General features: G+C 70.8%; 27 protein-coding genes and 1 pseudogene. 14 read left to right on the top strand and 14 right to left on the bottom strand.

The window, feature by feature from the left end; translation table 11 throughout:
- Positions 1-102: 102 nt before the first annotated feature.
- The 6 genes from H7965_RS17545 to H7965_RS17520 form a co-directional block, all read right to left on the bottom strand.
- Positions 103-930 (bottom strand): amidohydrolase family protein, encoded by an 828-nt coding sequence (locus H7965_RS17545; protein ID WP_186771887.1) that lies wholly within the window; start codon positions 928-930, stop codon positions 103-105.
- Entirely contained in the window at positions 927-1,994 is a 1,068-nt protein-coding gene (locus H7965_RS17540) for an LLM class F420-dependent oxidoreductase (RefSeq protein ID WP_186771886.1), read from the bottom strand. Before H7965_RS17540 ends, H7965_RS17545 begins: the two co-directional genes overlap by 4 nt.
- Positions 1,995-2,473: 479 nt before the next feature.
- The gene (locus tag H7965_RS17535) at positions 2,474-2,629 is read right to left on the bottom strand and encodes a DUF3309 domain-containing protein (protein WP_186771885.1); all 156 of its coding nucleotides are present in this window, start codon (positions 2,627-2,629) and stop codon (positions 2,474-2,476) included.
- A 109-nt stretch (positions 2,630-2,738) separates the two neighbouring features.
- Positions 2,739-4,058 carry a TRAP transporter large permease gene (locus H7965_RS17530; protein ID WP_186771884.1) on the bottom strand — a complete coding sequence of 440 codons (1,320 nt, stop codon included), beginning with the start codon at positions 4,056-4,058 and terminating at the stop codon, positions 2,739-2,741.
- Positions 4,058-4,567, bottom strand: a complete 510-nt coding sequence (locus H7965_RS17525) for a TRAP transporter small permease (RefSeq protein ID WP_186771883.1) — start codon at positions 4,565-4,567, stop codon at positions 4,058-4,060. The genes H7965_RS17530 and H7965_RS17525 overlap by 1 nt, the downstream gene beginning before the upstream one ends.
- Before the next feature lie 90 nt (positions 4,568-4,657).
- Positions 4,658-5,650: a TRAP transporter substrate-binding protein gene (locus tag H7965_RS17520; RefSeq protein ID WP_186771882.1), complete on the bottom strand. Its 993-nt coding sequence runs from the start codon at positions 5,648-5,650 to the stop codon at positions 4,658-4,660.
- A gap of 340 nt (positions 5,651-5,990) precedes the next feature.
- Between H7965_RS17520 and H7965_RS17515 the strand changes: the two genes are divergently transcribed.
- A complete protein-coding gene (locus H7965_RS17515; RefSeq protein ID WP_186771881.1) occupies positions 5,991-6,179 on the top strand; it encodes a DUF4169 family protein in 189 nt (62 codons plus the stop codon).
- A 71-nt stretch (positions 6,180-6,250) separates the two neighbouring features.
- A complete protein-coding gene (locus H7965_RS17510; RefSeq protein WP_186771880.1) occupies positions 6,251-6,670 on the top strand; it encodes a hypothetical protein in 420 nt (139 codons plus the stop codon).
- A gap of 105 nt (positions 6,671-6,775) precedes the next feature.
- Here H7965_RS17510 and ychF read toward each other — a convergent pair whose 3' ends face one another.
- The 4 genes from ychF to H7965_RS17490 all read right to left on the bottom strand — a co-directional run bounded on the left by ychF (position 6,776) and on the right by H7965_RS17490 (position 9,842).
- A complete protein-coding gene (gene ychF, locus H7965_RS17505; RefSeq protein ID WP_186771879.1) occupies positions 6,776-7,870 on the bottom strand; it encodes a redox-regulated ATPase YchF in 1,095 nt (364 codons plus the stop codon).
- A 251-nt stretch (positions 7,871-8,121) separates the two neighbouring features.
- Positions 8,122-8,589, bottom strand: a complete 468-nt coding sequence (locus tag H7965_RS17500; protein WP_186771878.1) for a hypothetical protein — start codon at positions 8,587-8,589, stop codon at positions 8,122-8,124.
- Positions 8,589-9,167, bottom strand: a complete 579-nt coding sequence (gene pth / locus H7965_RS17495) for an aminoacyl-tRNA hydrolase (RefSeq protein WP_186771877.1) — start codon at positions 9,165-9,167, stop codon at positions 8,589-8,591. The genes H7965_RS17500 and pth overlap by 1 nt, the downstream gene beginning before the upstream one ends.
- Positions 9,168-9,182: 15 nt before the next feature.
- On the bottom strand, positions 9,183-9,842 hold the full coding sequence (locus H7965_RS17490) for a 50S ribosomal protein L25/general stress protein Ctc (protein WP_186771876.1): 660 nt from the start codon (positions 9,840-9,842) through the stop codon (positions 9,183-9,185).
- Positions 9,843-10,053: 211 nt separating this feature from the next.
- Here H7965_RS17490 and H7965_RS17485 point away from each other — a divergent pair, with 211 nt between their 5' ends.
- On the top strand, positions 10,054-11,778 hold the full coding sequence (locus H7965_RS17485; protein WP_186771875.1) for a DUF2339 domain-containing protein: 1,725 nt from the start codon (positions 10,054-10,056) through the stop codon (positions 11,776-11,778).
- Positions 11,733-12,710, top strand: coding sequence for a DUF2339 domain-containing protein (locus H7965_RS17480; protein WP_186771874.1), 978 nt, complete (start codon positions 11,733-11,735; stop codon positions 12,708-12,710). Before H7965_RS17485 ends, H7965_RS17480 begins: the two co-directional genes overlap by 46 nt.
- Positions 12,711-12,799: 89 nt before the next feature.
- On the opposite strand, the gene H7965_RS17475 is transcribed toward H7965_RS17480, so the two are convergent.
- From H7965_RS17475 to H7965_RS17465, 3 genes are all read right to left on the bottom strand, one after another.
- Complete coding sequence (locus H7965_RS17475; RefSeq protein ID WP_229682683.1) at positions 12,800-13,393, bottom strand: histidine phosphatase family protein; 594 nt, start codon at positions 13,391-13,393, stop codon at positions 12,800-12,802.
- 2 nt (positions 13,394-13,395) lie between these two features.
- Complete coding sequence (locus tag H7965_RS17470) at positions 13,396-14,013, bottom strand: glutathione S-transferase family protein (protein WP_186771873.1); 618 nt, start codon at positions 14,011-14,013, stop codon at positions 13,396-13,398.
- 78 nt (positions 14,014-14,091) lie between these two features.
- Positions 14,092-15,024 carry a ribose-phosphate pyrophosphokinase gene (locus H7965_RS17465; protein ID WP_186771872.1) on the bottom strand — a complete coding sequence of 311 codons (933 nt, stop codon included), beginning with the start codon at positions 15,022-15,024 and terminating at the stop codon, positions 14,092-14,094.
- Between the two features lie 373 nt (positions 15,025-15,397).
- Between H7965_RS17465 and H7965_RS31030 the strand changes: the two are divergent.
- From H7965_RS31030 to H7965_RS17420, 10 genes and pseudogenes are all read left to right on the top strand, one after another.
- A pseudogene (locus H7965_RS31030) lies at positions 15,398-15,931 on the top strand (flagellar basal-body MS-ring/collar protein FliF); the annotation flags it as partial.
- Between the two features lie 119 nt (positions 15,932-16,050).
- On the top strand, positions 16,051-17,070 hold the full coding sequence (locus H7965_RS31025; protein ID WP_229682682.1) for a flagellar M-ring protein FliF C-terminal domain-containing protein: 1,020 nt from the start codon (positions 16,051-16,053) through the stop codon (positions 17,068-17,070).
- Positions 17,067-18,071 carry a flagellar motor switch protein FliG gene (gene fliG, locus H7965_RS17455; protein WP_268239745.1) on the top strand — a complete coding sequence of 335 codons (1,005 nt, stop codon included), beginning with the start codon at positions 17,067-17,069 and terminating at the stop codon, positions 18,069-18,071. The genes H7965_RS31025 and fliG overlap by 4 nt, the downstream gene beginning before the upstream one ends.
- Positions 18,068-18,769, top strand: coding sequence for a hypothetical protein (locus H7965_RS17450; protein ID WP_186771871.1), 702 nt, complete (start codon positions 18,068-18,070; stop codon positions 18,767-18,769). Before fliG ends, H7965_RS17450 begins: the two co-directional genes overlap by 4 nt.
- 29 nt (positions 18,770-18,798) lie before the next feature.
- Positions 18,799-19,098 carry a flagellar motor switch protein FliN gene (gene fliN / locus H7965_RS17445; protein ID WP_229682689.1) on the top strand — a complete coding sequence of 100 codons (300 nt, stop codon included), beginning with the start codon at positions 18,799-18,801 and terminating at the stop codon, positions 19,096-19,098.
- The gene (locus tag H7965_RS17440; protein ID WP_186771869.1) at positions 19,095-20,480 is read left to right on the top strand and encodes a sigma-54 interaction domain-containing protein; all 1,386 of its coding nucleotides are present in this window, start codon (positions 19,095-19,097) and stop codon (positions 20,478-20,480) included. Before fliN ends, H7965_RS17440 begins: the two co-directional genes overlap by 4 nt.
- 21 nt (positions 20,481-20,501) lie before the next feature.
- On the top strand, positions 20,502-22,562 hold the full coding sequence (gene flhA, locus H7965_RS17435) for a flagellar biosynthesis protein FlhA (RefSeq protein WP_186771868.1): 2,061 nt from the start codon (positions 20,502-20,504) through the stop codon (positions 22,560-22,562).
- A gap of 25 nt (positions 22,563-22,587) precedes the next feature.
- Entirely contained in the window at positions 22,588-23,496 is a 909-nt protein-coding gene (locus H7965_RS17430) for a flagellar biosynthesis protein FlhF (protein ID WP_186771867.1), read from the top strand.
- A complete protein-coding gene (locus H7965_RS17425; RefSeq protein WP_186771866.1) occupies positions 23,493-24,263 on the top strand; it encodes a nucleotide-binding protein in 771 nt (256 codons plus the stop codon). Before H7965_RS17430 ends, H7965_RS17425 begins: the two co-directional genes overlap by 4 nt.
- A gap of 158 nt (positions 24,264-24,421) precedes the next feature.
- Positions 24,422-25,516, top strand: coding sequence for an OmpA family protein (locus tag H7965_RS17420; RefSeq protein ID WP_186771865.1), 1,095 nt, complete (start codon positions 24,422-24,424; stop codon positions 25,514-25,516).
- A gap of 117 nt (positions 25,517-25,633) precedes the next feature.
- On the opposite strand, the gene H7965_RS17415 is transcribed toward H7965_RS17420, so the two are convergent.
- Complete coding sequence (locus tag H7965_RS17415; protein WP_186771864.1) at positions 25,634-26,611, bottom strand: cyclase family protein; 978 nt, start codon at positions 26,609-26,611, stop codon at positions 25,634-25,636.
- Positions 26,612-26,979: the final 368 nt, after the last annotated feature.

Genomic DNA, 26,979 nt, shown 5'->3' with positions numbered 1-26,979 from the left:
TGCGCAGCCTGCTGAAGCTACGGCGGATGGCGTCCATGTCTGGACGCTGCTCCGCTGTCGCCTGTTCTTGGTGGAGCGGGCCCACACCCTCCGCGATCCGCTCTAGCCGCCGAAATCGAAGTCCCAGCCAATCCAGGCGGCGATGCCACGGCCCATGACCCATTCCAGTTCCTGGCCCTTCAGCCAGGGCAGTTCCTCGGTGAACATGGTCACGCATTGCCGGTAGCTGCAGGGCATGCGGGTGATGTCGGTGCCCCAGAAGAAGCGCTTCGGCCCATAGGCGTCGAAGATGCGGTGCAGCCCGTTATGCAGGTTGCGGTAGGGAAAGGCCTCGGTCGAATAGCCGGGCGCGCCGGTTGCCTTGACCGCGACATTGGGCAGCTTCGCCAGCGCCAGCAGATCGTCCAGCGCGACGAAGGCGGCGGCATCTATCGCCTCCCGCATCAGCCCGCAATGGTCGATGAGGAAGCGGATGCCCGGGTGCGCTTCGGCAATGCGGCGGAAGGACGGCAGGTAGCGCCCGGCCAGCAGCGCCACCGGCAGGCCCTCGGCCTCGGCCACTGGCCAGAGCCAGTCCATCGTGCCGTCGCTGTGCCAGTCCTGCTGCTCCGTCCGCACCAGCGGGTAGCGCAGCCCCTTCTGGCCCGGGCGGTTGCGCCATCCTTTCAGCTGCGCCCGGCTTGTCTCCGGCGTCTCCAGCGGCACCTGGCCGAGCACCGCGAAGCGATTCGGATAGCGCTGCGCCGCCGCCTCGGCGATGGCATTGGCACCGGGGTCCCAGGAGCAGGGCGGGTGGATGACCGCGCCATCAACGCCGGCCTCATCCATCTCCTTCAGCAATTCCTCGGCGGTGAAGACCGGGGTCTTGCGATGATGGCCGGAGGGTTCGCCGCTGCCCCAGATATGCACCTGGGCGTCGATGATCTTCATGCCGTGGCTCCCGCCGCATTCAGCCGCGCGGCTTCCGCCATCACCTCGATCGCCTGCGGCTGGCGCGAGCGGACGGTCAGCGCATCCGCCCCGGACTCCTCCCAGGCACGGAACCGCTCCTTGATCCGCGCTGGCGGGCCGACGAGGGATTTCATGTCCACCCACTCATCCGGCACGGCGGCGTGCGCTTCCTCCTTGCGGCCGGCCAGGTAGAGTTCCTGGATACGCGCGGCGGCGTCGCCGAAGCCGCGGCGGATCATCATGTCCTTGTGGAAATTCTTGTCCTTGTGGCCCATGCCGCCAACGTAGAGCGCCACCTCCGGCTTCAGCCGCGCCAGCGCCGCCTTCACGTCATCGTCGACGATCACATGGCAGGAGGCCTGGATGGTGAAATCGGCACGGGTCTTCTTGCTCCCGGTCGCCTTCTCCGCCCGGCGGAAGCCCTCCTCCAGCATCGGCATGTGGTGCGCCAGCGAGCCGGGAACGAAGCCCAGCGCCAGCCAGCCATCGGCGATCTCGCCGGTAAGGCGGACCATGGCATCGGTCTCGGTGCCGAGGTAGATCGGGATGTCGGGATTCATGTGCAGGATCGACTTCAGAGGCTTGCCAACGCCGAGCGCGCCTTCCCCGGTGTAGGGCAGGCTGATCTCGGTGCCTTCATGCGTCAGCGGCGCTTCCCGCTTCCAGATCTTTCGCATGATCGCGGCGTAGTCTTTCACCCGGTAATAGGGCCGCCCCCAAGGCTCGCCATACCAGCCCTCAACGATCTGCGGCCCGCTCACCCCGAGCCCGGCGATGAAGCGGCCACCACCGGCTAGCGCATCCACCGTGCCAGCGCACATCGCCGCATTCGCCGGCGAGCGCGCCGCCAGCTGCATTACCGCGGTGCCGAGCTTGATGCGCTTGGTGATGGCCGCGAGATAGGCGAGCGGCGTGACCGCATCGGTGCCATAGGCCTCGGCGGTCCAGACGGTGTCGTAGCCGAGTTCGTCGGCGCGTTGCACCAGCTTGACCGGCAGGTCGAGCTGCGCCTTTGAATAGCCGATCGACAGGCCGAGCTTCATCGGCGTTCCCTCCATGCTGAGGGCCGCAAGCTGCCGGATCGCGAGGCCGTTGCCAACCTGGGCCTTCACGCCTCGCCACGCCCCGCCCGGCGAGCCCCCTCACCCGGCGTCGAACAGCGCGTCGATATCCGCCTCGGCCAGCTTCAGCGCGCTGTCCTGCTCGGCTCCCAGCACTGCAGTCACCGGCGCCCGCTTGCGGTCCTTCAGCACCGCCATTGCTCCTCGATGGTACCGAGCGCGATCAGGCGATGGACGAGGACGTTCTGCTGCTGGCCGATTTGGCGGGCGCGGCCGGTGGCCCGGTCCTCCACCGCCGAATTTCCGCCAAGGACCGCAATGGACCACTTATCCGCCTGGGCGCGGTCCGGGTCAGCCCGATCCGGCCAGCAAGGGCGGATCGGGCCGGTTCTCGAAGGATAAGCCGCTGCGGCCTGTTGCCTGCGGGGCGATTCAGGCTCCGGGCTGCTCCGCGATCCGCACTATAGTCGCCCGGTCAGTGCCAGGATCAGCAGCACCACCACGATCAAGCCGAGGATGCCGCTCGGGTAATAGCCCCAGCCGCTGCTGTAAGGCCAAGTCGGCAGCACTGCCAGCAGCACGATGATCAGCACGATAAGCAGAACGGTCGAACTCATGTCGCAGCCTCCGATTCCGGTACGGCAACGTGATGTGGTCGGCACGGTTTGCCATGGCGACCGTTCAAGGATTGCTGAGGACTGGTTGAGCACCCGCAATGGGCCTGCCCTACCGCAGGAACTCCGGCGAGATCAGCCCCGGCAGGAACAGCACGAGTTGCGGGAAGATGATGACCGCAGCGAGCACGCCAAGCATCGGCAGCAGCATGATGCAGGTGTCGCGCAACACATCCCCCATGCGCATGCCGGCGACCGAGCAGGCGATCATCAGGCAGAGCCCGTAGGGCGGCGTCACCAGTCCGAAGGCCAAGCTGACGATGCCGACCATGGCGAAATGCACCGGGTCCATCCCCACCCCCTGCGCCAGGGGCTGCAGGATGGCGCCGACGATGATGATGGCGGGGATGGCGTCGAGGAAGCAGCCGACCAGCAGGAACACCCCGGCGATGAAGAAGCCGACGCCGATCGGCCCCAGACCCCAGGTCTGCACATTGGCCAGCAGCGCCTGCGGGATCTGGTAGAAAGCCAGCAGCCAGCCGAAGGCCGAGGCGGTGCCGACGCAGAACAGCGCAACGCCGGCCAGCCGCCCGGTGTCCCCCAGCGCCCCGACCAGCCCCTTCCAGTCCAGTTCGCGATAGACCAGCAGCGAGAGGACGCCGGCGTAGAGCACTGCAATGCAGGCGCTCTCGGTGGCGGTGAACCAGCCGAAGATCTTGCCGCCGACGATGATCAGCGGCGTGGTCAGCGCCGGGACGGAGACCAGGAAGCTGCGCAGCACCTGCCCGATCGTCGCCCGCGCATAGGTGGGGTAGCCGCGCGCCTTCGCATAGGCATGCACTGTCGCCATCTGCACCAGCCCGATCAGCAGCCCGGGCACCACCCCGGCCAGGAACAGCGCGCCGATCGAGACCGTCAGCACACCGCCCCAGACGATCATCAGGATGGAGGGCGGGACGATCACCGCGAGCACCGCGGAGACGGCGGTGATGGCGACGGAGAAGCTGTCGTCGTAGCCCTCCTTCCGCTGCGCCTCGATGAAGATCTTGGATTGCGAGGCGGCATCGGCGGTGCTGCTGCCGGAGATGCCGGCGAAGAACACCGAGAGCACCACGTTGATCTGCGCCAGCCCGCCGGGGAAGTGTCCGACCAACGAGCGGGAGAAGGTCATCAGCCGGTCGGTGACGCCGCCGGTGTTCATCAGGTTGGCGGTCAGCAGGAAGAAAGGCACCGCCAGCAGGATGAAGGAATTGTAGGCGTTGAAGGTCTCCTGCGCGAGCATCATCGGAGAGAGCCGCGGCTCGATCAGCAGGATCGGCAGGCAGGCAAGGCCGAGCGACACCGCCACTGGCACCCGCAGCGCCAGCAGCAGGAAGAAGATGCCGAAGAGGATCTGCGCCGCGGTGCCGGCGGCCAGCACATTGCCGCCCATCACCCATCGCTCCGCAGGATGGCGACGGCATCCAGCATGCGTTCCGCCTCGAACAGCAGCCAGACCAGGCCAGCGATCGGCCAGACCATGTGGATCAGCCAGAGCGGCAGCTCGGCGAGCTCGCTGATTCGGTAGAAGGCGAATTCGGTGAACTCCCAGCCCCACCACAGGAAGACCAGGGCGAAGATCAGGATGAAGCTGCCCGAGATCAGCTCCATCCTCGCCGCGCCGCGCGGCGACAGCCGCGGGAAGACATCGACGGTGAAATGCGTACCCTCCCGCACCGCCAACATGGCGCCGAGCATCACCGCATAGACCAGGCAGAAGCGGGCCAACTCCTCGGTCCAGATGTAGGCGGGGATGAGCGCCGTGTAGCGCGAGAAGATCTGCAGGCTGACCGGGATCACCAATATGCCGACCGTGACGATCAGCAGCAGCAGGATGACGCCGGCAAGCGCGCGATTGAGGTGACGGAGCGCCGCGGGCGCGCCGGATTCGAGGAATGGCATGCGGGTGTCCGGATGGGTGCGGCACGGCGCAGCCCCGCCCAATACCGGGACGGGGCGGTTCCCTCCCAGTGGGGGAGGGTGCAGGGCGCGTCAGGCGGTCAGCGCGTTGATGCGGTTGAGGATGGCCTCGGCATCGATCTCCCGCGCATAGGCGGCCATCACCGGATCGACCAGCCGCTTCATCTCGGCGCGCTGGGTGAATTCCACCCGGTGCAGCTTTCCGGCCTTCTCCAGCGCCTCCAGGATCTGCCCGTCGGCGCCGGATTCGGCTTCCCGATGGTAGGCGCTGGCTTCCTTGCCGGCCCGCCGGATCGCCGCCTGCAGGTCGGTCGGCAGCCGGTTCAGGCTCTGCACCGAGAAGCACAGCGGGCGAATGGTGATGGCGTGCTGGGTCATCGAGAGCTGCGGTGCCACTTCGAAGAAGCGCATCTGTTCGACGCCGGCGGCCTCGTTCTCGCCGCCGTCGATGACGTTGTTCTGGATGGCGTTGTAGATCTCGTTGTAGGCGATGACGGTCGGCGACATGCCCACCGCCGCGAAAGTGCGCGACCAGATCGGCGCCCCCTGCACCCGGACCTTGAGGCCGCGCAGCTCCGCGAGGTTGGTGACGCGCTTGTTGAAGAAGATGTTGCGCACGCCGCCGCCGCCGTAGCCGATCATCGCGACGCGGGCGCGGCGTTCGACCTCATCGGCCACCGGCTTGAACAGATCCTGGTCGAGCACCGCATTCCAGTGCGCCAGGTCGCGGAAGATGAAAGGCGCGTCGACGAAGGGCGCCGCCTTGGAGAAGGTCGACATATGCGCCGGGGAGACGATGGCGTAATCCACCGCTCTGCCCTGCGCCATGTACTCGAAATACTGCTTCTCGAGGCCGAGGCTGCTGTTCTTGTGCAGCACGAAATTGACCGGCTTGCCGTAGTACTGCTTCACCAATGCCTCGAAGCGCACCATCGCCCTGGTATAGGGATGCTCGTCGCCGAACTGGGAGGCCCCGTTGAGCGTGACGGCGCCCTGGGCGCGAACGGGAAAGCTGAGTAGGGCGGGCGCGGCCAGCGCGCCGCCCAGCAGGGCCCTGCGGTGCATGTCACTCTCCTGGGACGTTCGGCGGCTTATGGTGCTGCCCTGCCTGGGAGGATAGCCGCGGAATACCGGCTTTGGGAACCGAATGGTTACCACGGCCGGGCGGGCTGATTCGCGCCGCTGCCGGTGGGTGGCGGCGGCGGCCAGGGAGCAGCGCTCAGGCCACGAAGTGCTTGGCGGCGAAGGTGAGCGTCCGCTCCTGCGCCACCGCCGCGTCCTTCTCCGGGTCGCGCCTGCGGGCCGCATCGGCCGGGATGTAGCCCAATTCCACTCCCTCAGGCTGCCGGACAGCGACCGGCGCCTGGCGGTTCACGCCCGGCGGCGATGGGTCTATCCTGCGCGCATGGGCGAGGTCGTAAACCTGAACCATGCGCGCAAGCGCAAGGCGCGCGAGGCCGCAGCGGCGGATGCAGCAACCAACCGCGTGAAGCACGGCCGCACCGCGGCGGAGAGGGCCAACGACCGGCGTGCCGAAGCCCGCCGCCAGGCGCAGCTGGACGGCAGGCGGCGCGACGACGAACCGCCCCGCTGATCCGCCCCGTCATTCCTGCGCCGACCCCTTGGTACGAAGGTCCCGACAGCATGCGCGCCAGCCCGCTTCGCTTGGCCCCCCTCCTCCTCCTGGCGCTCGGCGCCTGCGCCAACGAAACCTCGATTCCCCAGGCAACCGACGCGCCGACGCCGCGCAACGCCTCCGCCCCTCCCCCGGCCGGCCCGGTCACTGAATATGACGGCCGCTACGCCGGCACGGTGTCGCTTAACCCCGACCGCACCCGCACCTGCCCGGCGGGGCCGGCCGGCCAGCGTGAACTCGTCGTCCGCCAGGGCCGCGCCAGCCTGCTGCTCAACCCGCAGACCCGACAGACACTGACCGGGACGGTGGGCGCCGAGGGCTCGGTGCGGATGGCGGATTCGCTCGACCGCAACATCGCCACCAGCGGGGTGTTCAGTCCGCAGGGCTTCCTTGGCGAGCACCGCTACGGCCTCTGCACCTATGCCGTGCAGATGCCGAAGCGGTCCTGACCGTGCCGCTGCCGGCCTGCCACATCCTGGCCGGCGTCCCGCCCCCCGTCTCCCCCGCCAGCCATGCGGTGGCAGCGGATGGCCGGGTGCATCGGGTGGCGCAGCCTACACGTTGAAGCGGAACAGCAGCACGTCGCCGTCCTTGACGACGTATTCCTTGCCCTCGACGCGCATCTTGCCGGCCTCCTTGGCGCCCTGCTCGCCGCCCAGCGCCACGTAGTCGTCATAGGCGATGGTTTCGCAGGCGATGAAACCGCGCTCGAAATCGCCATGGATCACACCGGCCGCCTGCGGCGCCTTCATGCCACGGGTGATGGTCCAGGCCCGGGTCTCCTTCGGGCCGACGGTGAAGTAGGTCAGCAGGCCGAGCAGCCCGTAGCCGGCGCGGATGACGCGGTCGAGCCCGCTGTCCGCCAGGCCCAGGCTCTCCAGGAACTCCGCCCGGTCGGCCTGCGCCATCTGGCTGATCTCAGCCTCGATGGCGGCGGAGACCACCACGGCGCGGGCGCCCTGCGCCTCGGCCATGGCGAAGACTCTGGCGGAGAAGGCATTGCCGGTGCCGGCGGAGGCTTCCTCGACGTTGCAGACGTAAAGGACCGGCTTGGTGGTCAGTAGTTGCAGCCGCTTGGCGGCCTCCTCCTCGCCCTTCGGCACCGCGGTGCGGGCCGGCTTGCCGGCCTGCAGCGCGACAATGATCGGGTCGATCAGCACCAGCTGCTGCGCCGCTTCCTTATCGCCATTGCGGGCGCGCTTCTGCAGCCCGAGCTGGCGCTTCTCCAGCCCATCGAGGTCGGCCAGCATCAACTCGGTCTCGACCGTTTCGGCATCGCGCACCGGGTCGACGCTGCCCTCGACATGGGTGACGTCCGGGTCCTCGAAGCAGCGCAGCACATGGACGATGGCATCCACCTCGCGGATGTTCGCCAGGAACTGGTTGCCCAGCCCCTCGCCCTTGCTGGCGCCGCGCACCAGCCCGGCGATGTCGACGAATTCAAGGCTGGTGGGGATGATCTTCTGGCTCTTGCCGATCCGCGCCAATGCCTCCAGCCGCGGGTCGGGCACGCCGACGCGGCCGACATTCGGCTCGATGGTGCAGAAGGGGTAGTTGGCCGCCTGCGCCGCCGCGGTTTCGGTCAGCGCGTTGAACAGCGTGGACTTACCGACGTTCGGCAGGCCGACGATGCCACAGTTGAAACCCACGGTACTCTCCTGTCATGCGAGCGGCCCCGAACGCCACCGAGTCCAGGGCCTCTCGGTCTCTGGGCGGCGCGCAGAGTGCGCCCGGGCCAGCCGGTAAGCCGGCCCTCGATCTCATACCAGCGGCATGAATGTCTCATTCATGCCTAGCGCCCGAACCGGCGCCGCGCCGCGTGGCGCGTAGCCAGGGCTTGCGGACCAAACCGCCGGCGGCTAAGGGGCCGTTGACCGGGCACGATCGACGGCCGTCCGTATCAGACGCGGCCAAGCGCTTCGGCCAGCCCTTCCGCGATGGTGGCGGCGGCGATCCGCGCGGCTCCGTCATCGGTGCCGAGCGCCAGCGCCGCGGCGCGCAGCGGCGGCACCAGCCCGGCGGGCAGGCTGCCGGCGCGGCGGGCTGCCGTGGCGATGCGCTCGGCGGCCGCGCTGGGCGGGGCGCCGGGGCCGATGATGGTGGCCGCTTCCAGCAGCAGCGCCGCGGTCAGCGCCGCCTCCCCGGCCGCCGCCATCACCGGGCGCTGGCGGCGGATGTCGGACAGCGGGCCGCCCTGCGGGTCGCCCGGCGTGACCGCACCGGCCTGGCGCAACGCGGCGGCGGCAGCGGCCAGCGCCCCGGCCTCGCGCACCAGCGCGGCCGCCAGGGCGGCGGCGCCATTGGCGAAATCCTCAGGCCCGGGGCCGCCGAAGCCGGCGGCGAAATCGCTGTCCTCGCCGATGTCCATCAACCTGCCTCCTGGGTCACCAGGGCAACCCTGGTCATGAAATCCTCGGGCTTCCCGGCGGCCAGCAGCGGCGCCGCATCGGCCACGGCATCCAGCAGCCGGCCCAGCCAGGGCTCGTCCACCTTGGCGAAATTGCCCAGCACATGGCCGGTGACACGGTCCTTGTGGCCAGGATGGCCGATCCCCATCCGCACCCGCCAGAAGGCCGGGGTGCCGAGTGCCCGCTGCATGTCGCGCAGCCCATTGTGGCCAGCGGCGCCGCCGCCCTGCTTCACCCGGACCTTGCCGGGCACCAGGTCGAGCTCGTCATGGAAGGCGGTGATGCCTTCGGGCGGGATCTTGTGGAAGGCGGCGGCGGGCTGCACCGCGTCGCCGGAGCCGTTCATGTAGGTCAGCGGCTTCAGCGCGAGGATCTTCTCCCCGCCCAGGCTGCCCTCCGCCACCAACCCCTTGAAACGCTGCCGCCACGGCGAGAAGCCGTGGCGGCGGGCGATGGCGTCGAGTGCCATGAAGCCGATGTTATGGCGGTGCCGCGCCTGGGACGGTTCGGGATTGCCGAGGCCAACCCAGAGCAACATACCCGGGTGGCCCTGCTACTTCTTCTTCGCGGGCGCCTTGGCGGCCGGGGCCTTCTGCTTGGTCGCCTCGGGCGCGGCCGGGGCGGCGGCGGCCGGGGCTTCCTCGACCACCGTCGGGGCGGCGATGGTCGCCACCACGAAGTCGCGGTCGATGACCGGCTTGGTGCCGAAGCTGTCCTTCACCGCCGACCAGCGCAGGCTGTCGCCGATGCCGGCCTCGCCGAGGTCAATCTCGAAGCCCTCAGGCACCGCATCCGGGTCGGCGTAGACCTCGATGTCGCGGCGGACCAGGTTCAGCACGCCACCAGCCTTGAGGCCGGGCGAGGTCGCCTCGTTCAGGAAGGAGACCGCGACCTTGACGCGGATCTTCTGCCCGGCGGCGAGGCGCTGGAAATCGACATGGATCGGGCGGTCGGTGACCGGGTGGAATTGCACGTCGCGCATCAGCGTGCGCTCGGTGCCGCCGCCCTTCACCGCGACCTCGTACAGGTGGCTCTGCCAGCCGCCCTTGTGCAGTTCCTTCATCACGTCGCGCGGGTCAAGGGCGATCAGCGTCGCCTCCTGCTTCGCACCGTAGATGACAGCGGGGACAAGCCCCTCTCGCCGGGTCGCGCGCGCCGCCCCCTTACCGGCCCGCCCGCGCGATTCGGCCTCGATCCTGATGGTCTGGACCATGGTCGTACTCCGCTTGGTATGGGTATGGCCCCGCCTCGGTCCAGCACGGACCGGACGCAGGCACGCCAGCCTCCAGGGGTGCCGACGCGTGTGGCAGTTAGCCCATCGGCGGCGCAGGCGCAACCGCGCAGGTACCGGCCTGCGAGGGCGGGCGGCGCCGTGCCGCGACGCCTGGCTTGACCGCAACGAACCCAGCGGAGACGGTGGCAGGATGGATGAATTCTTCCTGCTGGCGGTTCTGCTGGTCCTCGGCTTCTTCCTCGGCTGGTGGCTCGGCATCGCCGGCTATCTCAAGGCCGGGCGGCTGCAAGCCAGGGTGGAGGCGCTGGAACGCCTGCTGCGCGAACACCCCGCCGCCGCAATGCCGGAAGCGCTGCCCGAGCCTGCGGTCATGGCAATGCCCGAGGCCGTGCCTGAAACCGCCTTTGCCTCGCCCTGGAAGCCCGCCGAGCCGGCACTCAAGCCAGAGCCGGTGGAGGCCGCTCCGGTGCGGGCGCGCCCCGGGCTGGAGGAGGCGCTGACCCTGCGCTGGGGCGTCTGGCTCGGTGCCGGGGCGCTGCTGCTGGCCGGCGTCTTCCTGGTGCGCACCGCGGTGGAGGAAGGCTGGCTGGGCCCCGGGCCGCGCTGCGCCCTGGCCGGGCTGCTCGGCCTGCTGCTGATCAGCGGCGCCGAATGGCTGCGCCGACGGCCCGCGGCGGACCGTCCCAACATCCCCTGGCAGGATCAGGCGCCGCCGGCGCTGGCAGCGGGCGGCGTCGCGGTGCTGTTCGGTGCCGCCTATGCCATCGGGCCGATGTACGGCCTGGTGCCGCCGCTGCCCGGCTTCGTCCTGCTGGCAGCGGCGGCGCTGGCCGGCATCGCCCTGGCGCTGCTGTTCGGCCCGATGGTCGCTGCCATCGGCATCGCCGGCGCCTATCTGACCCCGGCGCTGGTGCAAACCGACGACCCCTCCCTGCCCGGCCTCTACGCCTATCTGCTGGCAGTGACCGCGGCGGCGCTGGTGGTGCTGCGGCAGGTGGCGGCGGCCTGGCTCGGCTGGGCGGCGATGGGTGCGGCGGCGGCCTGGGTGGCGGTCGGCGGGCTGATCGCCGGCGACAGCGCCGAGCTCTGGGCCCCGGCGCTCTTCGCCCCTGCCGCGGCGACGCTGCACCTGGCGCTGCTGCCGGCTGCGGCGCTGGACCGTCCGGTCGGCCGCCGCCTCGCCTGGCTGCCCTTCGCGGTGCTGGCCGCCGCGGTACTGCTGCTGGTGCCGGGCACCAGCGGGCTGGCGCCGGCGGCCGGGGTTCTGCTCCTGAGCCCGGTGGCCCTGTGGCAGGCCTGGCGAGAGCCGCGCCTCGCCCTGCTGCCCTGGCTGGCGGCGCTGGCCGGGCTGCTGCTGCTGCTCGGCTGGCATGTCCCCCAATGGCAGGTTCCGGATGAGGCGGTGACCATCGCCGGGGTGGTGCAGGCGGTCCTGCCGATCCATCCCTGGCCACCCGAGGCGCTACGCCCCTTCCTGCTCGCCGCGCTGCTGCTGGCCGGGCTGCATGCCGCGTTCGGCGGCTGGCAGGAATGGCGGAGCCCGCGGCCGCTCGCCTGGGCGGCTCTGCCGGCCGCGGTGCCGGTGCTGGTGCTGCTGGTTGCCTATGCAAGAGTGCGCGGCTTCGCCCTCGACGCCCGCTGGGCGCTGGTGGCGCTGGCGCTGGCCGCGGCGCTGACCGGCTGGGCCGCGCTGGCGCAGCGCGCCGGGGCGCCGCTGCGAGCCGGGGCGCATGCTGCCGGCGTGGTGGCGGCCATCGCCCTCGGCGCCGCCATGGTGTTGAGTGATCATTGGCTGACCCTGGCGGTGGCCCTGCTGCTGCCGCCGCTGGCCTGGATCGAGGCCCGCAGCGGCCTGCATGCGCTGCGCCGGTGGCGCTGGCGGTCGCCCTGGTGGTGCTGGCGCGGCTGCTGCTGAACTGGAACGTCGCCGCTTACGACTTCGGCACGCTGCCGGTGCTGAACGGGCTGCTCGCCGCCTATGGCGTACCGGCAGCCGGCTTCGCGCTGGCCGCCGTACTCTTCGGCCGGCGGCGGGATGATGCGTTGGTCGCGGTGCTGGAGGCCGGGGCGCTGGCCTTCCTTGCCGCGCTGGTGCTGCTGGAGATCCGCCACGCGCTGGCGGGCGGCTCGCTCGATCCCGACGGCGACTGGTCGTTCCGCGAGGCGGCGCTGGATGTCACCGGCCTGGCGCTGCTCGCCACCCTGGCGCGCTGGCTGGACCAGCGGCTCGGCGGGCGGCAGGTGCTGGGCTGGGGCTGGCGGCTGCTGCTGGGGCTGGCGGCGGTGCTGAGCCTGCGGCTGGTGCTCGACAATCCGGCCTTCAGCGACGGCGCCGTGCTGCTGCGCTTCCCTGTCTTCAACGAGCTGGCGCTGGCCTATGCGGTGCCGGCGCTGCTGGCCGCGCTGGCGGCGCGGGCGCTGGCACGGCCCGGCGGCATGGCCTTCGACCCGCTGCTGACGCGCGGGCTGGCGGGCTATGCGTTGGTCGCCGCCTTCGCCTGGGTGACCCTGACGGTACGCCACCGCTTCCATCCTGTGGAGCTGTCGCTGACGCTGGAGGAGACCTCCGCCGCGGAGCTCTGGGCCTATAGCGGCGCCTGGCTGGGCTTCGGCGCGGCGCTGCTGGCGCTTGGCATCCGCAGCGGCATCGCGGCGCTGCGGCTGGCGGCACTGGCGGTGATCGGCCTGACCATCGGCAAGGCCTTCCTGGTCGACATGGCCGAGCTTACCGGGCTGTGGCGGGTGCTCAGCTTCCTAGGCCTGGGGCTGGCGCTGATCGGGCTGGGCTGGGTCTACCGGCGCTTCGTGGTGGTGCCGGTCGCCGAGGCGCCGCCTCGCCCGGTGTAAGCCTGCATACGGACAAGCCCATGTCGGACGAGGCATTGGCTGAGCCAGCGATTCAACGTCCTGGGTGTGTCACCCAGGGCGATCAGGGGCTACTCCGGCGCCAGCGCCGCCGGCGTAACCTCCCACACCCGCCCGCCATCCGCTGGCGGCTCGCAGCAGATCGGCAGGGCGTTCGGGGTGCGGACATTGGGCTCATGGCCGAAAGCCAAGCGCAGCGCCCGGAACAGCGCGCCATGGGCGACCACCAGCACCGGTCCCGGCTGCGCCGTCGCCCGGTTCACCGCGGCGACGACCCGAGTGTAGAGCCCGACGAAGGTTTCGGCGCCGGCCGGGGTGTAATCGCCGGCGATCCAGTCGTCGTACCAGTCGCCCATCGGCTTGCCTTCCTGCTCGCCGAACTCGACCTCGCGCAGGCCCGCGTCGATCGCGACCGGCAGGCCGAGCGCCTCGGCGGCGATCTCGGCCGTCACCCGGGCGCGGACCAGCGGCGAGCTGATGATGGTGGCGATTCCGCCGATGCCGACCAGGGTCTTCGCCGCCCGCCGCGCCTGGGCCAGCCCCACCGAGTTCAGCGGGATGTCGGTGCTGCCCTGGGACAGGCCCTGGGCGTTCCAGTCGGTCTCGCCATGGCGGAGAAACCAGAAGCCGATCGGGTCCAGCGTCGCCGCCATGGCTGCCGTCATGTTCAGGAAAGCCCTTCGGCCGCCAGGGTCCGCTGCACCGCCGGGCGGGCCTTCATCCGCTCATAGTGCCGCGCGACATTCGGCGGCAGCGCCTTGCCCAGCCGTCCGGCCCACCAGAAGGAGACGTAGAACAGCGCGCTGTCGGCGAAGGAGAAGTCGCCGAGCAGGTATTCCTTGCCCTCCAGCGCCTTGTCGAACACCGTGAGGCCCTTCTCGAAGATTTCGACGCCCTTGGCCTTCACCGCCTCATGGTCGGCTTCGCTCGGCGCGTAGTTCGCCGGGCGGAAGATGCGGGAGAAGCCCTGCATGTGCAGGGTGGCGACGGCATAGTCGGTGTATTCCAGCGCCTTCGCCAGCTTGTCGGCATCGCCCGGCAGCAGCTTCGCCTCGGGGAAGGTGCTGGCCAGCCAGAGCGCGATCGCCGGATACTCGGTGAGCACCGAGCCATCGTCCTTCACCAGGGTCGGCACCTTGGACTTTGGGTTGATGCCGGTGAATTCGGGCTGGAATTGCGCCCCTTCACGGATGTTCAGCAGGGTCGCCTCGTAAGGCTTGCCGATCTCCTCCAGCAGCACATGGATGCCGATCGAGCAGGCGCCGGGCGCGTAGAACAGCTTCATGGTGGGTCTCCCCTCGTTGCGAGGTGCTGGCAGCCTCACCGAGGCTGCCGTCACCGGCAAGGGGGAAATCCACCCACCTCAGTTAAACAGGGAGGAGACCGAGCTTTCCTCTGAAATCCGCCGCATCGCCTCGGCCAGCAGCGGGGCGATGGTCACCTGGCGGATGTTGGAGGAGACCCGCACCGCCTCGGTCGCCAGGATGCTGTCGGTGACCGTCATGTTCTCGATCGGCGAGGCGCCGACACGGGCCACCGCGCCCCCCGAGAAGACGCCGTGGGTGACATAGACCGAGACGCCGTTGGCGCCGTTCTTCATCAGCGCCTCGGCGGCGTTGCACAGCGTGCCGCCGGAGTCGACGATGTCGTCGACGAGGATGCAGTGCCGCCCATCGACCTCGCCGATCACGTTCATCACTTCCGAAACGCCGGCGCGCGGCCGCCGCTTGTCGATGATGGCGAGGTCGGTGTGCAGCCGCGATGCCAGCGCCCGGGCCCGCACCACGCCGCCGACGTCGGGAGAGACGACCATCAGGTCGCGGCCCTTGTAGCGCTCGGCGATGTCGCGGGAGAACAGCGGGGCGGAGAACAGGTTGTCGACCGGGATGTCGAAGAAGCCCTGGATCTGTGCCGCGTGCAGATCCATCGTCAGCACCCGGTTGGCGCCGGCAGCGGTGATGATGTTGGCCACCAGCTTGGCCGAGATCGGCGTGCGGGAGCCGGATTTCCGGTCCTGCCGGGCGTAGCCGAAATAGGGGATCACCGCGGTCACCCGCCGGGCGCTGGCGCGCTTCAGCGCATCCAGCGTGATCAGCAGCTCCATCAGGTTGTCGTTCGCCGGGTAGCTGGTGGATTGCACCACGAAGACGTCCTCGCCGCGGACGTTCTCATTGATTTCGACGAACACCTCCATGTCGGCGAAGCGACGGATGGAGGCGCTGGTCAGCGGCAGCCCCAACGAGGCGGCGACCGCTTCGGCCAGGGGCCGGTTGCTGTTGCAGGCGACGATCTTCATGGGTGGAGCCTCATCCTGGCCGGAATCCTGTTCGGCGCGACCCGAATGCCGCCGTCGGCCCGCATTCCGCATGTGGCGCGGGAAATATCAAGCTGACGAAACCGTGTAAATCACTCGCGCCCCTCCGCTGTGACATGCCAGCCCATCGTTGCGTGGCCGGCCCTTGCCGCCGAAGGCGCGCCGCAGCGCCGATCGGAAGGGATCAACGCCCCCACACAACTGCGACGCGGTTTTTGGAAGGAGTTCTTAACCGGCCTTAAATCCCATTGCGGCAAGTTCTGCCGGGTCGGTGCAGGACCGGCGGAAGACTGCGTAGCAGGGGGCGGGACACGCAGCCGATGCAGGGGCGCGCACGGCCACAGGAGGTGGCGTGATGGCTGGGATTCTCGCCGGGCTGCGGGCGCTCGGGCCAAAGCGCCTGCTGGCACTCGCCGTCGTCGGCGTCGGGCTGCTCGGGCTGCTGGCGGCGCTGGCGCTGCGGGCCGGCGACCCACCCATGGCCCCATTGTTCGGCGAGCTGGAAGCGCGCGACGCCGCGGCCGTGGTCGCCGCGCTGGAACGCCTGCGGGTGCCCTACCGACTGACCGGCAGCGGCACCCAGCTGCTGGCCCCGGTGGACCAGGTGCCGCGCCTCCGGCTGCTGCTGGCGCGGGAGGGGCTGCCCGCCGGAGGCGGCGTCGGCTGGGAGATTTTCGACCGCAACGAGACCCTCACCACCAGCCCCTTTCAGCAGGACATGAACCGGTTGCGCGCCATGGAAGGCGAACTGGCCCGCACCATTCGCGGCCTGGCCGGGGTGCGCACGGCCCGGGTCCATCTGGTGCTGCCGCGGCGGGAGGCCTTCTCGCGCGACCGTGGCGATGCCCAGGCCAGCGTGGTGCTCGCCATGCAGGGCGCCCAGCGGCTGGACCGCGAGGGGGTGCAGGCGGTGCTGCACCTGGTCGCCACCGCCGTTCCCGGGCTGCGCCGCAGAACATCTCCATCGTCGACAGCCGTGGCGAGTTGCTGGCGCGCGGCGGCCAGGCCTTGGCCGGCCCGGCCCAGGGGCTGGCCCTGTCCCAGGACGAGCTGCGCCGCAGCCAGGAGATGCGGATCGGCCGCGCCATCGAGGAATTGCTGGAACGCAGCCTCGGCCCCGGCCGGGTGCGGGCGGAGACGACGGTCGAGATGGATTTCGACCGGGTCGAGACGCGTGAGGAACGCTTCGACCCCGACAATCAGGTGGCCCGCAGCCAGCAGAGCTCGGCCGAGCAGAACCGCGGCGCCGAGCCGCCGGCCACCTCGGTCGCCGGCAACCTGCCGGGCAGCGAGGGCACGGCCGGCGGCGGCACTTCGGAGAACCGCACCGAGGAGACGGTGAACTACGAGATCGGCCGTTCCACCCGCAACACGCTGCGCGAGCATCCGGTGGTAAGGCGCATCTCCGTCGCCGTACTGGTGGATGGCATCGCCGAGCCGCAGGAGGGCGGTGCGCCGCGCTGGCGCGAGCGGACACCGGAGGAGCTGCAGCGAATCGCCACGCTGGTGCGCAGCGCCGTCGGCTTCGACGAGCGCCGCGGCGACCGGGTGGAGGTAGTCTCCATGCGCTTCGCCGAGGAGGCGCCGATGCCGCCGGAGCAGGCCGGCTTCCTCGGCTTGCCGATCGCCCCGGTGCTCGGCACGCGGCTGACCGAAAGCGCCCTGCTGGCCCTGGTCGCGCTGGCCGCCATCCTGCTGATCGGCCGGCCGCTGGCCGGTCGGATCGCCGCCTCGCTGGCGCCGGTCCCGGCGCTGGCCGGCCCCGACGGTGCGCTGCCGGAGGATGCGACGGGGATGGTGGCCGGCGGCGGGACGGCGCAGCTCGCTGCCGGCCCTGGTGGTGCCGCGCTGCCGCCCGGCGCCGATCCGGCCGCGATCAGCGATCCGGAGAGCCTGATCACCCTGGCCAATGTGCAGGGCCAGATGCGCGCCTCCTCCATCAGGTCGCTCACCGAGCTGGTCGAGCAGCACCCGGATGAGGCCGTCTCGGTGCTGCGCCGCTGGCTCAACCCGGAGGATGCGTCGTGAGCGGCACCCGCACCCTGACCGGCCCGCAGAAGGCTGCGGCGGTGATGCTCGCCCTCGGCGAGGACCATGCCGCCACGCTGTTCTCGAAGATGCATCAGGACGAGATCCGCGACCTGTCGCAGGCGATGGCGATGCTCGGCACCATCGCCGCCGAGCAGATCGAGCAGCTGTGCCGCGAATTCGGCGAGCAGCTCGGTCGGACCGGTGCCCTGACCGGCACCTTCGAAAGCACCGAGCGGCTGCTGCTGAAGACCCTGCCGCAGGATCGCGTCAACCAGATCATGGACGAGATCCGCGGCCCCGCCGGCCGGACCATGTGGGACAAGCTGGGCAATGTGAACGAGGGCGTGCTGGCGAACTACCTGAAGAACGAATACCCGCAGACCGTCGCCGTGGTGCTGACCAAGGTGAAGCCGGACCACGCCGCACGGGTGCTGTCGCTGCTGCCGGAAGGCTTCGCCATGGAGGTCGTCATGCGCATGCTGCGCATGGAGACGGTGCAGAAGGAAGCGCTGGAAGGCGTCGAGAAGACGCTGAAGGCCGAGTTCATGTCGAACCTCGCCCGCAGCCAGCGGCGCGATGCGCATGAGCTGATGGCCGAGATCTTCAACAACCTCGACCGCCAGGCGGAGGGCCGCATCCTTGGCGCGCTGGAGGAGCGCAACCGCGACGCGGCGGAGCGCATCCGCACCCTGATGTTCACCTTCGAGGATCTGCGTCGCGTCGATGGCGCCGGGCTGCAGGTGCTGCTGCGCACGGTCGAGAAGGACAAGCTGGCGCTGGCGCTGAAGGGCGCCTCGGAAGAGCTGCGGGAGATGTTCCTGAAGAACCTCACCGAACGCGCCGCCAAGCTGCTGCGTGACGACATCGCCGGGCTCGGCCCGGTGCGGCTGCGCGATGTCGACGAGGCGCAGGCAACCATCGTCTCCCTGGCCAAGGACATGGCGGCGCAGGGCCAGATCCAGCTGCAGGACGGGCGTGAGGAGGAGATGGTCCAGTGACCGGCAACGCACTCCTGCTCGGCTTCCAGCCCTATCAGGCGGCGCGGCGGGCAATGGTTCCGACGGCGCGGCGCGCCCCGGCCGGCGGCTTCACCGTGCCGGATTTCGATGCTCCGCCGCCGCCCGACACCGAGGCCGCGGCCGCCGCCGCAGCCGCCGCCCTGGCTGCCGCCGCGGCCGAGGCGGCGCGGCTGGAGGAGGCCCGCGCCACCAGCCACGCCGCCGGCGAGGCGGCCGGCCTGGCCGCCGCCGCCGCCAGCCTCGCGGCGCGGGAGACGGCGGCGCTGGAAGCGATCGCTGCCGCCCTCGCCGGCCAGGACGCGGCACTGGCGGCGGCGGCCGAGGCCAGCGCCACGGCGCTTGCCGGGCTGCTGCTGCAGGCGTTGGACAGTGCGCTGCCCGCCGCCGCGGCGCGGCTGGCGCCGGAATGCGTGGCGCCCTTCGCCGCCGCGCTGGCGCCGCTGCTGGCCGAGGCGACGGCGGTGACCCTGCATGTCGCCACCGGCTTCGGCGCCGCCACCGCCGAGCGGATCGCCGACCCACGCCTCACCATCGTCGAAGATGCCGCCCTGCCGCCCGGGGATGCGCGGGCCGCCTGGCGGGGTGGCGGCGCCACCCTCTCGCTCGCCGCGCGCCGCCGGGCGGTGGCGGCGATGCTTGCAGCCTTCGACCTGCATGCCACCCATCAGGAGCCCTAGCCATGGCGGACCAGAGCCCCTTCGAGGCGATGAATGCGGCCGAGGCCGGCGCGGCGCGGCCGGGCGGCGGGCCTTCGGCGCGCGACCTGGAAGCGGTCTACGACATCCCGGTGCAGGTCAGCGCGGTGCTCGGCCGCGCCACCATGCAGGTGTCGCAGCTGCTGAAGCTCGGCCGCGGCGCCGTGGTCGAGCTCGACCGCAAGCTCGGCGAGGCGGTGGACATCTACGTCAACAACCGCCTGGTCGCGCGCGGCGAGGTGGTGATGGTCGATGAGAACCGGCTCGGCGTCACCATGACCGAGATCGTCAAGGCGGATCGCCAGGGATGACCCGGGTGCTGATCATCGGCGCGCTGGACGCCGAGCTGGGCCAGGCGGCCCGCATCGCCGCCGCCCGCGGCGCCCGGCTTCACCATGCGGAGGGGGTCGCCGCGGCGCTGGCGCGACTGCGGGCGGAGGGCGCCGATCTGGTGCTCTGCGACGTCACCCATGACCTCGGCTGGCTGGTGGAGCAGCTGGCGCTGGAACGCATCGCCTGCCCGGTGATCGCCTGCGGGCATAATGCCGATGCCGCCGCAGCGGTGCGGGCGATCCGCGCCGGCGCCCGCGAATTCCTGCCCCTGCCACCGGATGCCGCACTGATCGCCGCCATGCTTCAGGCGGTGAGCGCTGAAACGGAAGGGCCGGTGCACAGCGACCCGGCGATGGGCGCGCTGCTGGGCCGCGCCGGGCAGCTCGCCCAGGCGCAGGCGAGCATGATGATCAGCGGCGAGAGCGGCACCGGCAAGGAGGTGCTGGCGCGCTACATCCATGCCCAAAGCCGCCGCGCGCGCGGACCCTTTGTCGCCATCAACTGCGCCGCCCTGCCGGAGACGCTGCTGAAGAGCGAGCTCTTCGGCCATGAGAAGGGCGCCTTCAGCGGCGCCGTCGCCGCCCGCAAGGGCAAGTTCGAGCAGGCCGAGGGCGGCACGCTGCTGCTCGACGAGATTGGCGAGATGGACCCGCGGCTGCAGGCCAAGCTGCTGCGCGTCATCCAGGAGCGCGAGGTGGACCGGCTCGGCGGCAGCGCGCCGGTAAAGGTCGATGTCCGGCTGCTGGCGGCGACCAACCGCGACCTTGGCGCCGAGGTTCGGGCTGGGCGGTTCCGCGAGGATCTCTTCTTCCGCCTCAACGTCGTCACCCTGCGCATTCCGCCGCTGCGTGAGCGGCCAACCGATATCCGTGTCCTGGCCGAGCATTTCGCCCGGCGCTTCGCCACCGCCAACGGGCTGCCGCACCGTGGCCTCACCCCGGCCGCCGAGGCGGTGCTGCTGGACCACCCCTGGCCGGGCAATGTGCGCGAGCTGGAGAACACGTTGCATCGCGCCGTGCTGCTGGCGCGCGGCCCCGACATCGGCCCCGAAGCCATCGAGCTGACGCCGCTGCCGCCACGCGCCGCGCCGCCGCCGGAGACCACGCCTGCCGCCGCCACGCCGGCCGCCACGCCGCGCGGCATCGCCGGCCTGGTCGGGCGGCGGGTGGAGGAGGTGGAACGCGACCTGATCCTGGAGACGCTGACCCATTGTCTCGGCAACCGGACCCGCGCCGCGGAGATTCTCGGCATCTCGATCCGCACCCTGCGCAACAAGCTGCATGAGTACCGCGCCCAGGGCGTACCGGTGCCGGCGACCCAGCCGGCGCTGCTGCCGGTCGGCTGGCCTGCCGGTGCCTGAGCGCCGCGCAGGCGTCGTGTGATGGGCGCCATCGCGCTGCCGGGCTGGCTGCGCCTGGTCAGGCCAGGCGGCGATGTGGTGCTCGCCCTCGGCGTGGCGCTGCTGCTGGCGGTGCTCATCATCCCGCTGCCGGTCCTGCTGCTGGATGGCGCGCTGGCGCTGTCCATCACCATTTCCGTGCTGATCCTGATGGTGGCGCTGTTCCTGCAGCGGCCGCTCGACTTCACCGCCTTCCCGCAGATCCTGCTGCTCTCCACCCTGCTGCGGCTGGCGCTGAACGTCGCCACCACCCGCATCATCCTGACCCACGGGCATGAGGGGCCGCAGGCCGCGGGCCATGTGGTGGCGGCCTTCGGCGGCTTCCTCATGGGCGGCGATGTGGTGGTGGGGCTGATCGTCTTCGCCATCCTGCTGGTGGTGAATTTCATGGTCGTCACCAAGGGCTCCGGCCGCATTGCCGAGGTGGCGGCGCGGTTCAGCCTGGACGCCATGCCGGGCAAGCAGATGGCGATCGACGCCGACCTCTCCTCCGGCCTGATCGACGAGCCCACCGCCCGGCTGCGCCGCAGCGAGCTGGAGCAGGAGAGCGCCTTCCACGGCGCCATGGATGGTGCCGCCAAATTCGTCCGCGGCGATGCCATCGCCGGGCTGATCGTCACCGTCATCAACCTGGCAGGCGGGGTCGCCATCGGCATGCTGCGGCATGGGCTGCCGGTGGCCGAGGCGGCGACCACCTTCTCCATGCTGACCGTCGGCGACGGGCTGGTCAGCCAGATCCCGGCGCTGCTGGTCTCGGTCGCCGCTGGCATCGTCGTCACCAAGGGCTCCGGTCAGGAGCGCAGCGATGAGGTGATGGGCCGCCAACTCGGCGGCTGGAAGCCGATGGCGCTGGCGGGTGGCGCCGCCGGGGTGCTTGGGCTGCTGCCGGGGATGCCGCTGCTGCCCTTCCTGGCACTGGCCAGCGCCGCCGCCGCCGCCGCCTGGACCACGCGGGAGGCCGCCGCGAAGGCCGCCCAGGCACCGGCCCCGCCACCGCCGCCGCCGGGGGAGCCGCCGGTCGCCGAAGCCCTGCGGCTCGACCTGCTGCGGCTCGAGCTCGGCTACGGGCTGCTGTCGCTGGCGGCCGGCGAGGCGCCGCGGCTGACCGAGCAGATCCGCGGCCTCCGCCGCGCCATGGCGCAGGAAATGGGCTTCGTACTACCCAGCGTGCGGATCCAGGACAATCTGGAACTGCCGCCCGATACCTACATCCTGCGGGTGAAGGAGATCGAGGCCGGCCGCGGTCGTCTGCGCCCGCCGCTGCACCTTGCCATCGACCCCTCCGGCCAGATCCCGGCCCTGCAGGGAGAGCGCACGACGGAGCCCACCTTCGGCCTCCCCGCCCTCTGGATCGAGGAGGGGCTGCGCGACGAGGCGCTGGCGCGCGGCTGCACCGTGGTCGATTGCGCCGGGGTGCTGGCAACCCACCTGACCGAGACGGTGCGCGACCACATGCCGGAGCTGCTGTCCTTCAGCGAGACCCAGAAGCTGCTGGATGAGCTGCCGAAGGAGCACCAGAAGCTGGTCGCCGACATCATCCCCTCGCAGATCGGCGTCGGCGGGTTGCAACGGGTCTTGCAGTCGCTGCTGGCCGAGCGCGTCTCCATCCGCGACCTGCCGACCATCTTGGAAGGCGTGCAGGAGGCCAGCGCCGGCGGCCAGCGCAGCATCCCTGCGCTGATCGCGGTGGTGCGGGTGCGGCTGGCGCGGCAGCTCTCCGAAGCGGCGCGCGGGCCGCAGGGCTACGTGCCGCTGATCGCGCTCTCCGCGGAATGGGAGATGGCCTTCGCCGAAAGCCTGACCGGCCCGCCGGAGGACCGCCAGCTTGCCATGGCGCCGTCGCAGCTTCAGGCGTTCATGCAGCGGCTGCGCGATGCCTTCGACAGCGCCGCCAATGCCGGCGAGACGCCGGTGCTGGTCTGCTCCGGCGCCATCCGCGGCCATGTCCGCGCCATCGTCGAACGCTTCCGCCCGGCCACCACGGTGCTGAGCCAGCAGGAGATCCACCCGCGCGCCCGAATCCGCACGGTGGGCAGCCTGTGACCGTCGCCGCAGCCTCTGTGCCCGCATGCGGCTGAAGCTGTTCCATGCCAGCCGCATCGCCGAGGCCATGGCACTGGTCCGTGCCGAACTGGGTGAGGAGGCGGTTATCCTGGAGACCCGCCGCACCCGCAGCGGCGTCGAGGTGACCGCAGCTCTGGAGCCGGCCGAGCCGGTGCTGATCCCGCCCTCCCCCATGGTGGTGGCGCCGGCGCCGCTGGCCCGCCACAACCTGCCGCCGGCACTCGCCGCCCGACTTGCCGAGGGTGTGCTGGCGGAGCGGCTGGCCGAAGCGATCGGCTTCGCACCACTGCCGGACAGCGCCGGCCGGCCGCTGCTGCTGGCCGGCCCGCCCGGCGGCGGCAAGACCTTGAGTTGCGCCAAGCTAGCGACCCGCGCCGTACTATGCGGCGGCGCACCGCTGGTGGTCACCACCGATGGCGCCCGAGCCGGCGCGGTGGAACAGCTGGCCGCCTTCACGCGGGTGCTGGGTCTTACCCTGACGGTGGCGCCGCAGCCGGGCACTCTGGTGAAGGCGCTGGCACGGCGCAGCCCGGGTCAGGCGGCGCTGATCGACACCGCCGGCTGCGACCCCTTCGACCCTGCGGCGGCGGCGTCGCTGCTCGGCTTGGCCCGGGCCGCCGATGCCGCCATCATCCTGGTGCTGCCCGCCGGCCTGGACGTCGATGAGGCCAGTGAGCTGGCGCGCGGCTTCGCCGCCCTCGGCGCCCGCCATTTGCTGCCAACCCGGCTGGACAGCACCCGCCGGCTGGGCGGGGTGCTGGCCGCCGCGGCCGCCGGGCTGGCGCTGACCGAGGCCGGCATCGGCCCCAGCGCAGCAGAGGGCCTCGTCGGCATCGATGCCGCCTGGCTGGCGGCGCGCCTCGGCGGCGCGCCCCCGGCCGCATTGACGGCCATCCCGGAGTTTGCCGCATGACCCCGCCCGCTGCCGGCCGCATCCTTGCCATCGCCTCGGGCAAGGGCGGCGTCGGCAAGACCTGGCTTGCCATCACCCTGGCCCAGGCGCTGGCCCGGTCAGGGCGGCGGGTGCTGCTGGTCGATGCCGACCTCGGCCTGGCCAATGTCGATGTGCAACTCGGCCTTGATCCGGCCGCGGATATCGCCGGGGTGATCCTCGGCGGCCAGGCATTGGCCGAGGCGGTGGTGCCGCATCCCGGCGGCTTTGACATCCTGGCCGGCCGCTCCGGCTCGGGCGCCCTGGCGGTGGTCGGCAGTGAGGGCTTCGCCCGGCTGCTGGTGGCGCTGCGCGGTGCCGCGGGCCTTTGGCAGGAGGTGGTGATCGACCTCGGCGCCGGGCTGGATCAGGGAGTGCGCCGTCTCGCCGCAGCGGCCGACCTGCTGCTGGTGGTGGCGACCGAGGAGCCGACCAGCCTGACCGACGCCTACGCCGTGCTGAAGCTGCACCGCCGCGATCGGCCCGGCGGCGCCGCCAGCGTGGTGGTCAACCAGGCGCGCGACGCGGCCGGCGGGGAGCGCACTTGGCAGGCGCTGGATCGCGCCTGTCGTGGTTTTCTCGGGGCCGGCGTGCCGCTGGCCGGGGTGATCCGGCGGGACCCGAAGGTACCGGAGGCGATCCGCCGGCAGACCCCGCTGCTCACCCGTCATCCCGACTGCGTCGCCGCGCGCGATGTCGAGGCGCTCACCACGCGGCTGGCAAGCCCCACGCAGGTGCCTTGCCGGTAGCGGCCATGCCTCGCGTTATTGTCAGAATTTCGTTGGGATACAAAGAAGATGCTGCTTTTCACCCGGGCATTTTCACGCTTGGGTGCCAAGTAAGTTTGCGGACCGGGTCGGATCGATCCGGCTGGTCCTTGATCCTGCCCTACGCGCCGGAGATGCTGATGTCCCTACGCCACGCCCTGCTCGCTGCCTCCTGCCTTGCGCTGCCCCTGGCCTTCGGCCTATCGGGCGCGGTGCAGGCGCAGCCGGTTTCGGGCCTCTATGTCGGCGCTGGTACCGGCATCAACATGTGGCACGACCAAGCCAGCCGCGGCATCCGTTTCCATGACGATGACATCGGCGTGGCTGGCGTCGCCAGCCTGGGCTGGGGCTTCGGCAACGGCTTCCGTGCGGAGGTCGAGGGCAGCATCCGCAACAGTGAGATCCAGAAGGTGGTGAGCGGCGCCGGCCAGATCGGCAGCAGCGGCTACCTGAACCAGTACGGCGCCATGGCAAATCTGCTGTTCGACTTCGACATGTCGAGCTTCGGCGCCTCGCCCTCCGCGGTTCGGCCCTATATCGGCGGCGGTGTCGGATACCTCTGGAGCGAGTTGAGCAGCATCCGCCTCAACACCGGCGGCTCGGCCTATCGGATCGACGACACCAGTGGTGAATTCGCTTACCAGGCCATCGTCGGCGCCGCCTGGGGCCTTGGCAGCATCACGCCCGGCCTGTCGCTGACCACGGAGTACCGCTATCTCGGCGCGCTGGACGGCAGCTTCAACATCGGCCGCACCGCCGGCCCGGCCAACGCCACCGTACCGGGCTCGGTCAAGCTGCCGACCTCAAACCACAGCGTGCTGATCGGCCTGCGCTACGCCTTCAACGCCCCGGCCCCGGCGCTGGTCGCGGCCCCGGCCGCCCCGGTTGCGCCGGAGCCCAGCATCGCCCGCACCTATCTGGTGTTCTTCGATTGGGATCGGGCCGACCTGACCGACCGCGCCCGGCAGATCGTCGCCGAGGCCGCCGCCGCCGCGCCGCGGGTGCAGTCCACCCGCATCGAAGTGGCCGGGCACGCCGACCGCTCCGGCACGCCGCAGTACAACCAGCACCTGTCGCAGCGCCGCGCCGATGCGGTGGCGGCCGAGCTGGTCCGCCACGGCGTTGCCCGCACCGCCATCACCGTCACCGCCTTCGGCGAGAGCCGCCCGCTGGTGCCGACCGCCGATGGCGTGCGCGAGCCACAGAACCGCCGCGTCGAGATCGTTCTGCGCTAGAGCGGTTTCACGCAGACTGATTTCAGCCTGCGTGAAACCGCTCTAGCCAGCAGGCCCAACCCCACATTCCGGCCGGAAAGGGCGCTGCAAGGTGCCCTTTCTGCATTGCGGCCCTGACTATCTGATCGCCAGCGCATTCCCTGGCGAGCCGACGCCGCCCCGCAGATGCAGCGGCGCCGCGGTGAAGAAGGCCGTGTAACGGCCACTCGCCGCGCTATCCGCCGCCAGCGCCTCGAAATCGAAGAACTCGCCGAGGACGAGGCCCAGCCGGGCAATCCCCCAATGCAGGGTCGGCTTCCAGGGGAAGTACGGCCAGACCTCGACGGTCGGGTTGTCGGCGCAGGTCGCGGCCACTCCCTGGTCCCAGAGGAAGCGCCACATATCCTCGCCACCTGACAACCCGCTGTAGTCCTGGCCCTTGTTGGTGCCGCGGATCAGCTGGTCGCGTGCGTCGACATCCGGCGCGGCACGGAAGGCCTCCAGCCAGCCGGTGCGGACCAGCAGGATATCGCCCGGGCGCAGCGCAACACCCTGCGCCTTGAGACAGGCCTCCACCTCCACCGCGCTGGCTCGCCGAGCCCCGAGCGGGCCCCAGTCACGGCCGATCCGGGCGAAATGCCGCGCCAGATCGGCCAGCACGCAGCGCCCGGCGATGCCATGGCGCAGTGCCTTGTCGATGCCGTTGCGACTTTCGGCGCCATGCACCACGGCGCTGACCGGGGCGTGATTATAGAAGCCGTGGTAGGGATCGGCGAAATGCGAAAGCCCGTCCCATTGCGTGCTGCCCTGTAACCAGAAGCCGTCCAGCTTGTCGTCGCGGATCAATCGCCCGGGCTGCTCATCGGCGATCAGTGTCGGGCTGGGGGCGGCGCGGCGGCGGTGGCTGCCCTGGTGGGTCGCACCAAAAGGCTCATCCAGCGGCAGGTTCAGGTTGAAGCGGCGGCCGTCGCGGATCTCACCGGCTGCGGCCGCGACAGTCGCGGCGGTGATGCGGTTCAGCGTGCCAATCTCATCCTCCGGTCCCCAGACGCCCCAGGCGAGGGGCAGGCCGGAACCATCCTCGGGGCGCGGCAAATCAGCATAGCGTGGGGGCATGGGATGCCTCGTTCTTTCCTGGACCGGCCGAGTCTGCGGCGGAAGCGGCGGGCCGGCAATGCCGTTGCCAGCCCGCGCTCGCATTGATCAACAACCTGGGCGAGGAAGCGACGGACCAATGGCGGTAGGCTGATGACGGGTGACAGAGAATCCGGAACCAGCGGCTGTTCGAGGCGCTGCTGCATCGCCTCGGAATGCTGCCGCCCCGGACGCATGGCTGCCGCCGGCCAACCGAACACAGCTAGAGCGAAATCTGACCATTCAGAGTCGCTGAGGATTCCCGCCCGGCGCGAAATCTGATTCACCGTGCCTGCTGGGCACGGAGGCCAGCTTGCATGGCGAGAACCCTGTCCGAAGATCTACGCGCC

The sequence above is a fragment of the Siccirubricoccus deserti genome, assembly GCF_014283215.1.
Lineage (GTDB): Bacteria > Pseudomonadota > Alphaproteobacteria > Acetobacterales > Acetobacteraceae > Siccirubricoccus > Siccirubricoccus deserti.
Note: the sequence above shows the minus strand (reverse complement) of the source record. Positions and strands in the feature narration are given on the sequence as shown.

Excerpts from the sequence above, each read along its gene's own strand:
- H7965_RS17540 (WP_186771886.1), bottom strand. The coding sequence starts at position 1,994 with ATGAAGCTCGGCCTGTCGATCGGCTATTCAAAGGCGCAGCTCGACCTG.
- H7965_RS17535 (WP_186771885.1), bottom strand. The coding sequence starts at position 2,629 with ATGAGTTCGACCGTTCTGCTTATCGTGCTGATCATCGTGCTGCTGGCA.
- H7965_RS17440 (WP_186771869.1), top strand. The coding sequence starts at position 19,095 with ATGACCCGGGTGCTGATCATCGGCGCGCTGGACGCCGAGCTGGGCCAG.
- H7965_RS17500 (WP_186771878.1), bottom strand. The coding sequence starts at position 8,589 with ATGGACATCGGCGAGGACAGCGATTTCGCCGCCGGCTTCGGCGGCCCC.
- H7965_RS17470 (WP_186771873.1), bottom strand. The coding sequence starts at position 14,013 with ATGAAGCTGTTCTACGCGCCCGGCGCCTGCTCGATCGGCATCCATGTG.
- H7965_RS17545 (WP_186771887.1), bottom strand. The coding sequence starts at position 930 with ATGAAGATCATCGACGCCCAGGTGCATATCTGGGGCAGCGGCGAACCC.
- H7965_RS17425 (WP_186771866.1), top strand. The coding sequence starts at position 23,493 with ATGACCCCGCCCGCTGCCGGCCGCATCCTTGCCATCGCCTCGGGCAAG.
- H7965_RS17525 (WP_186771883.1), bottom strand. The coding sequence starts at position 4,567 with ATGCCATTCCTCGAATCCGGCGCGCCCGCGGCGCTCCGTCACCTCAAT.
- H7965_RS17490 (WP_186771876.1), bottom strand. The coding sequence starts at position 9,842 with ATGGTCCAGACCATCAGGATCGAGGCCGAATCGCGCGGGCGGGCCGGT.
- H7965_RS17415 (WP_186771864.1), bottom strand. The coding sequence starts at position 26,611 with ATGCCCCCACGCTATGCTGATTTGCCGCGCCCCGAGGATGGTTCCGGC.
- H7965_RS17515 (WP_186771881.1), top strand. The coding sequence starts at position 5,991 with ATGGGCGAGGTCGTAAACCTGAACCATGCGCGCAAGCGCAAGGCGCGC.
- H7965_RS17420 (WP_186771865.1), top strand. The coding sequence starts at position 24,422 with ATGTCCCTACGCCACGCCCTGCTCGCTGCCTCCTGCCTTGCGCTGCCC.
- H7965_RS17530 (WP_186771884.1), bottom strand. The coding sequence starts at position 4,058 with ATGGGCGGCAATGTGCTGGCCGCCGGCACCGCGGCGCAGATCCTCTTC.
- H7965_RS17465 (WP_186771872.1), bottom strand. The coding sequence starts at position 15,024 with ATGAAGATCGTCGCCTGCAACAGCAACCGGCCCCTGGCCGAAGCGGTC.
- flhA (WP_186771868.1), top strand. The coding sequence starts at position 20,502 with ATGGGCGCCATCGCGCTGCCGGGCTGGCTGCGCCTGGTCAGGCCAGGC.
- H7965_RS17430 (WP_186771867.1), top strand. The coding sequence starts at position 22,588 with ATGCGGCTGAAGCTGTTCCATGCCAGCCGCATCGCCGAGGCCATGGCA.
- fliN (WP_229682689.1), top strand. The coding sequence starts at position 18,799 with ATGAATGCGGCCGAGGCCGGCGCGGCGCGGCCGGGCGGCGGGCCTTCG.
- pth (WP_186771877.1), bottom strand. The coding sequence starts at position 9,167 with ATGTTGCTCTGGGTTGGCCTCGGCAATCCCGAACCGTCCCAGGCGCGG.
- H7965_RS17520 (WP_186771882.1), bottom strand. The coding sequence starts at position 5,650 with ATGCACCGCAGGGCCCTGCTGGGCGGCGCGCTGGCCGCGCCCGCCCTA.
- H7965_RS17475 (WP_229682683.1), bottom strand. The coding sequence starts at position 13,393 with ATGACGGCAGCCATGGCGGCGACGCTGGACCCGATCGGCTTCTGGTTT.
- H7965_RS17485 (WP_186771875.1), top strand. The coding sequence starts at position 10,054 with ATGGATGAATTCTTCCTGCTGGCGGTTCTGCTGGTCCTCGGCTTCTTC.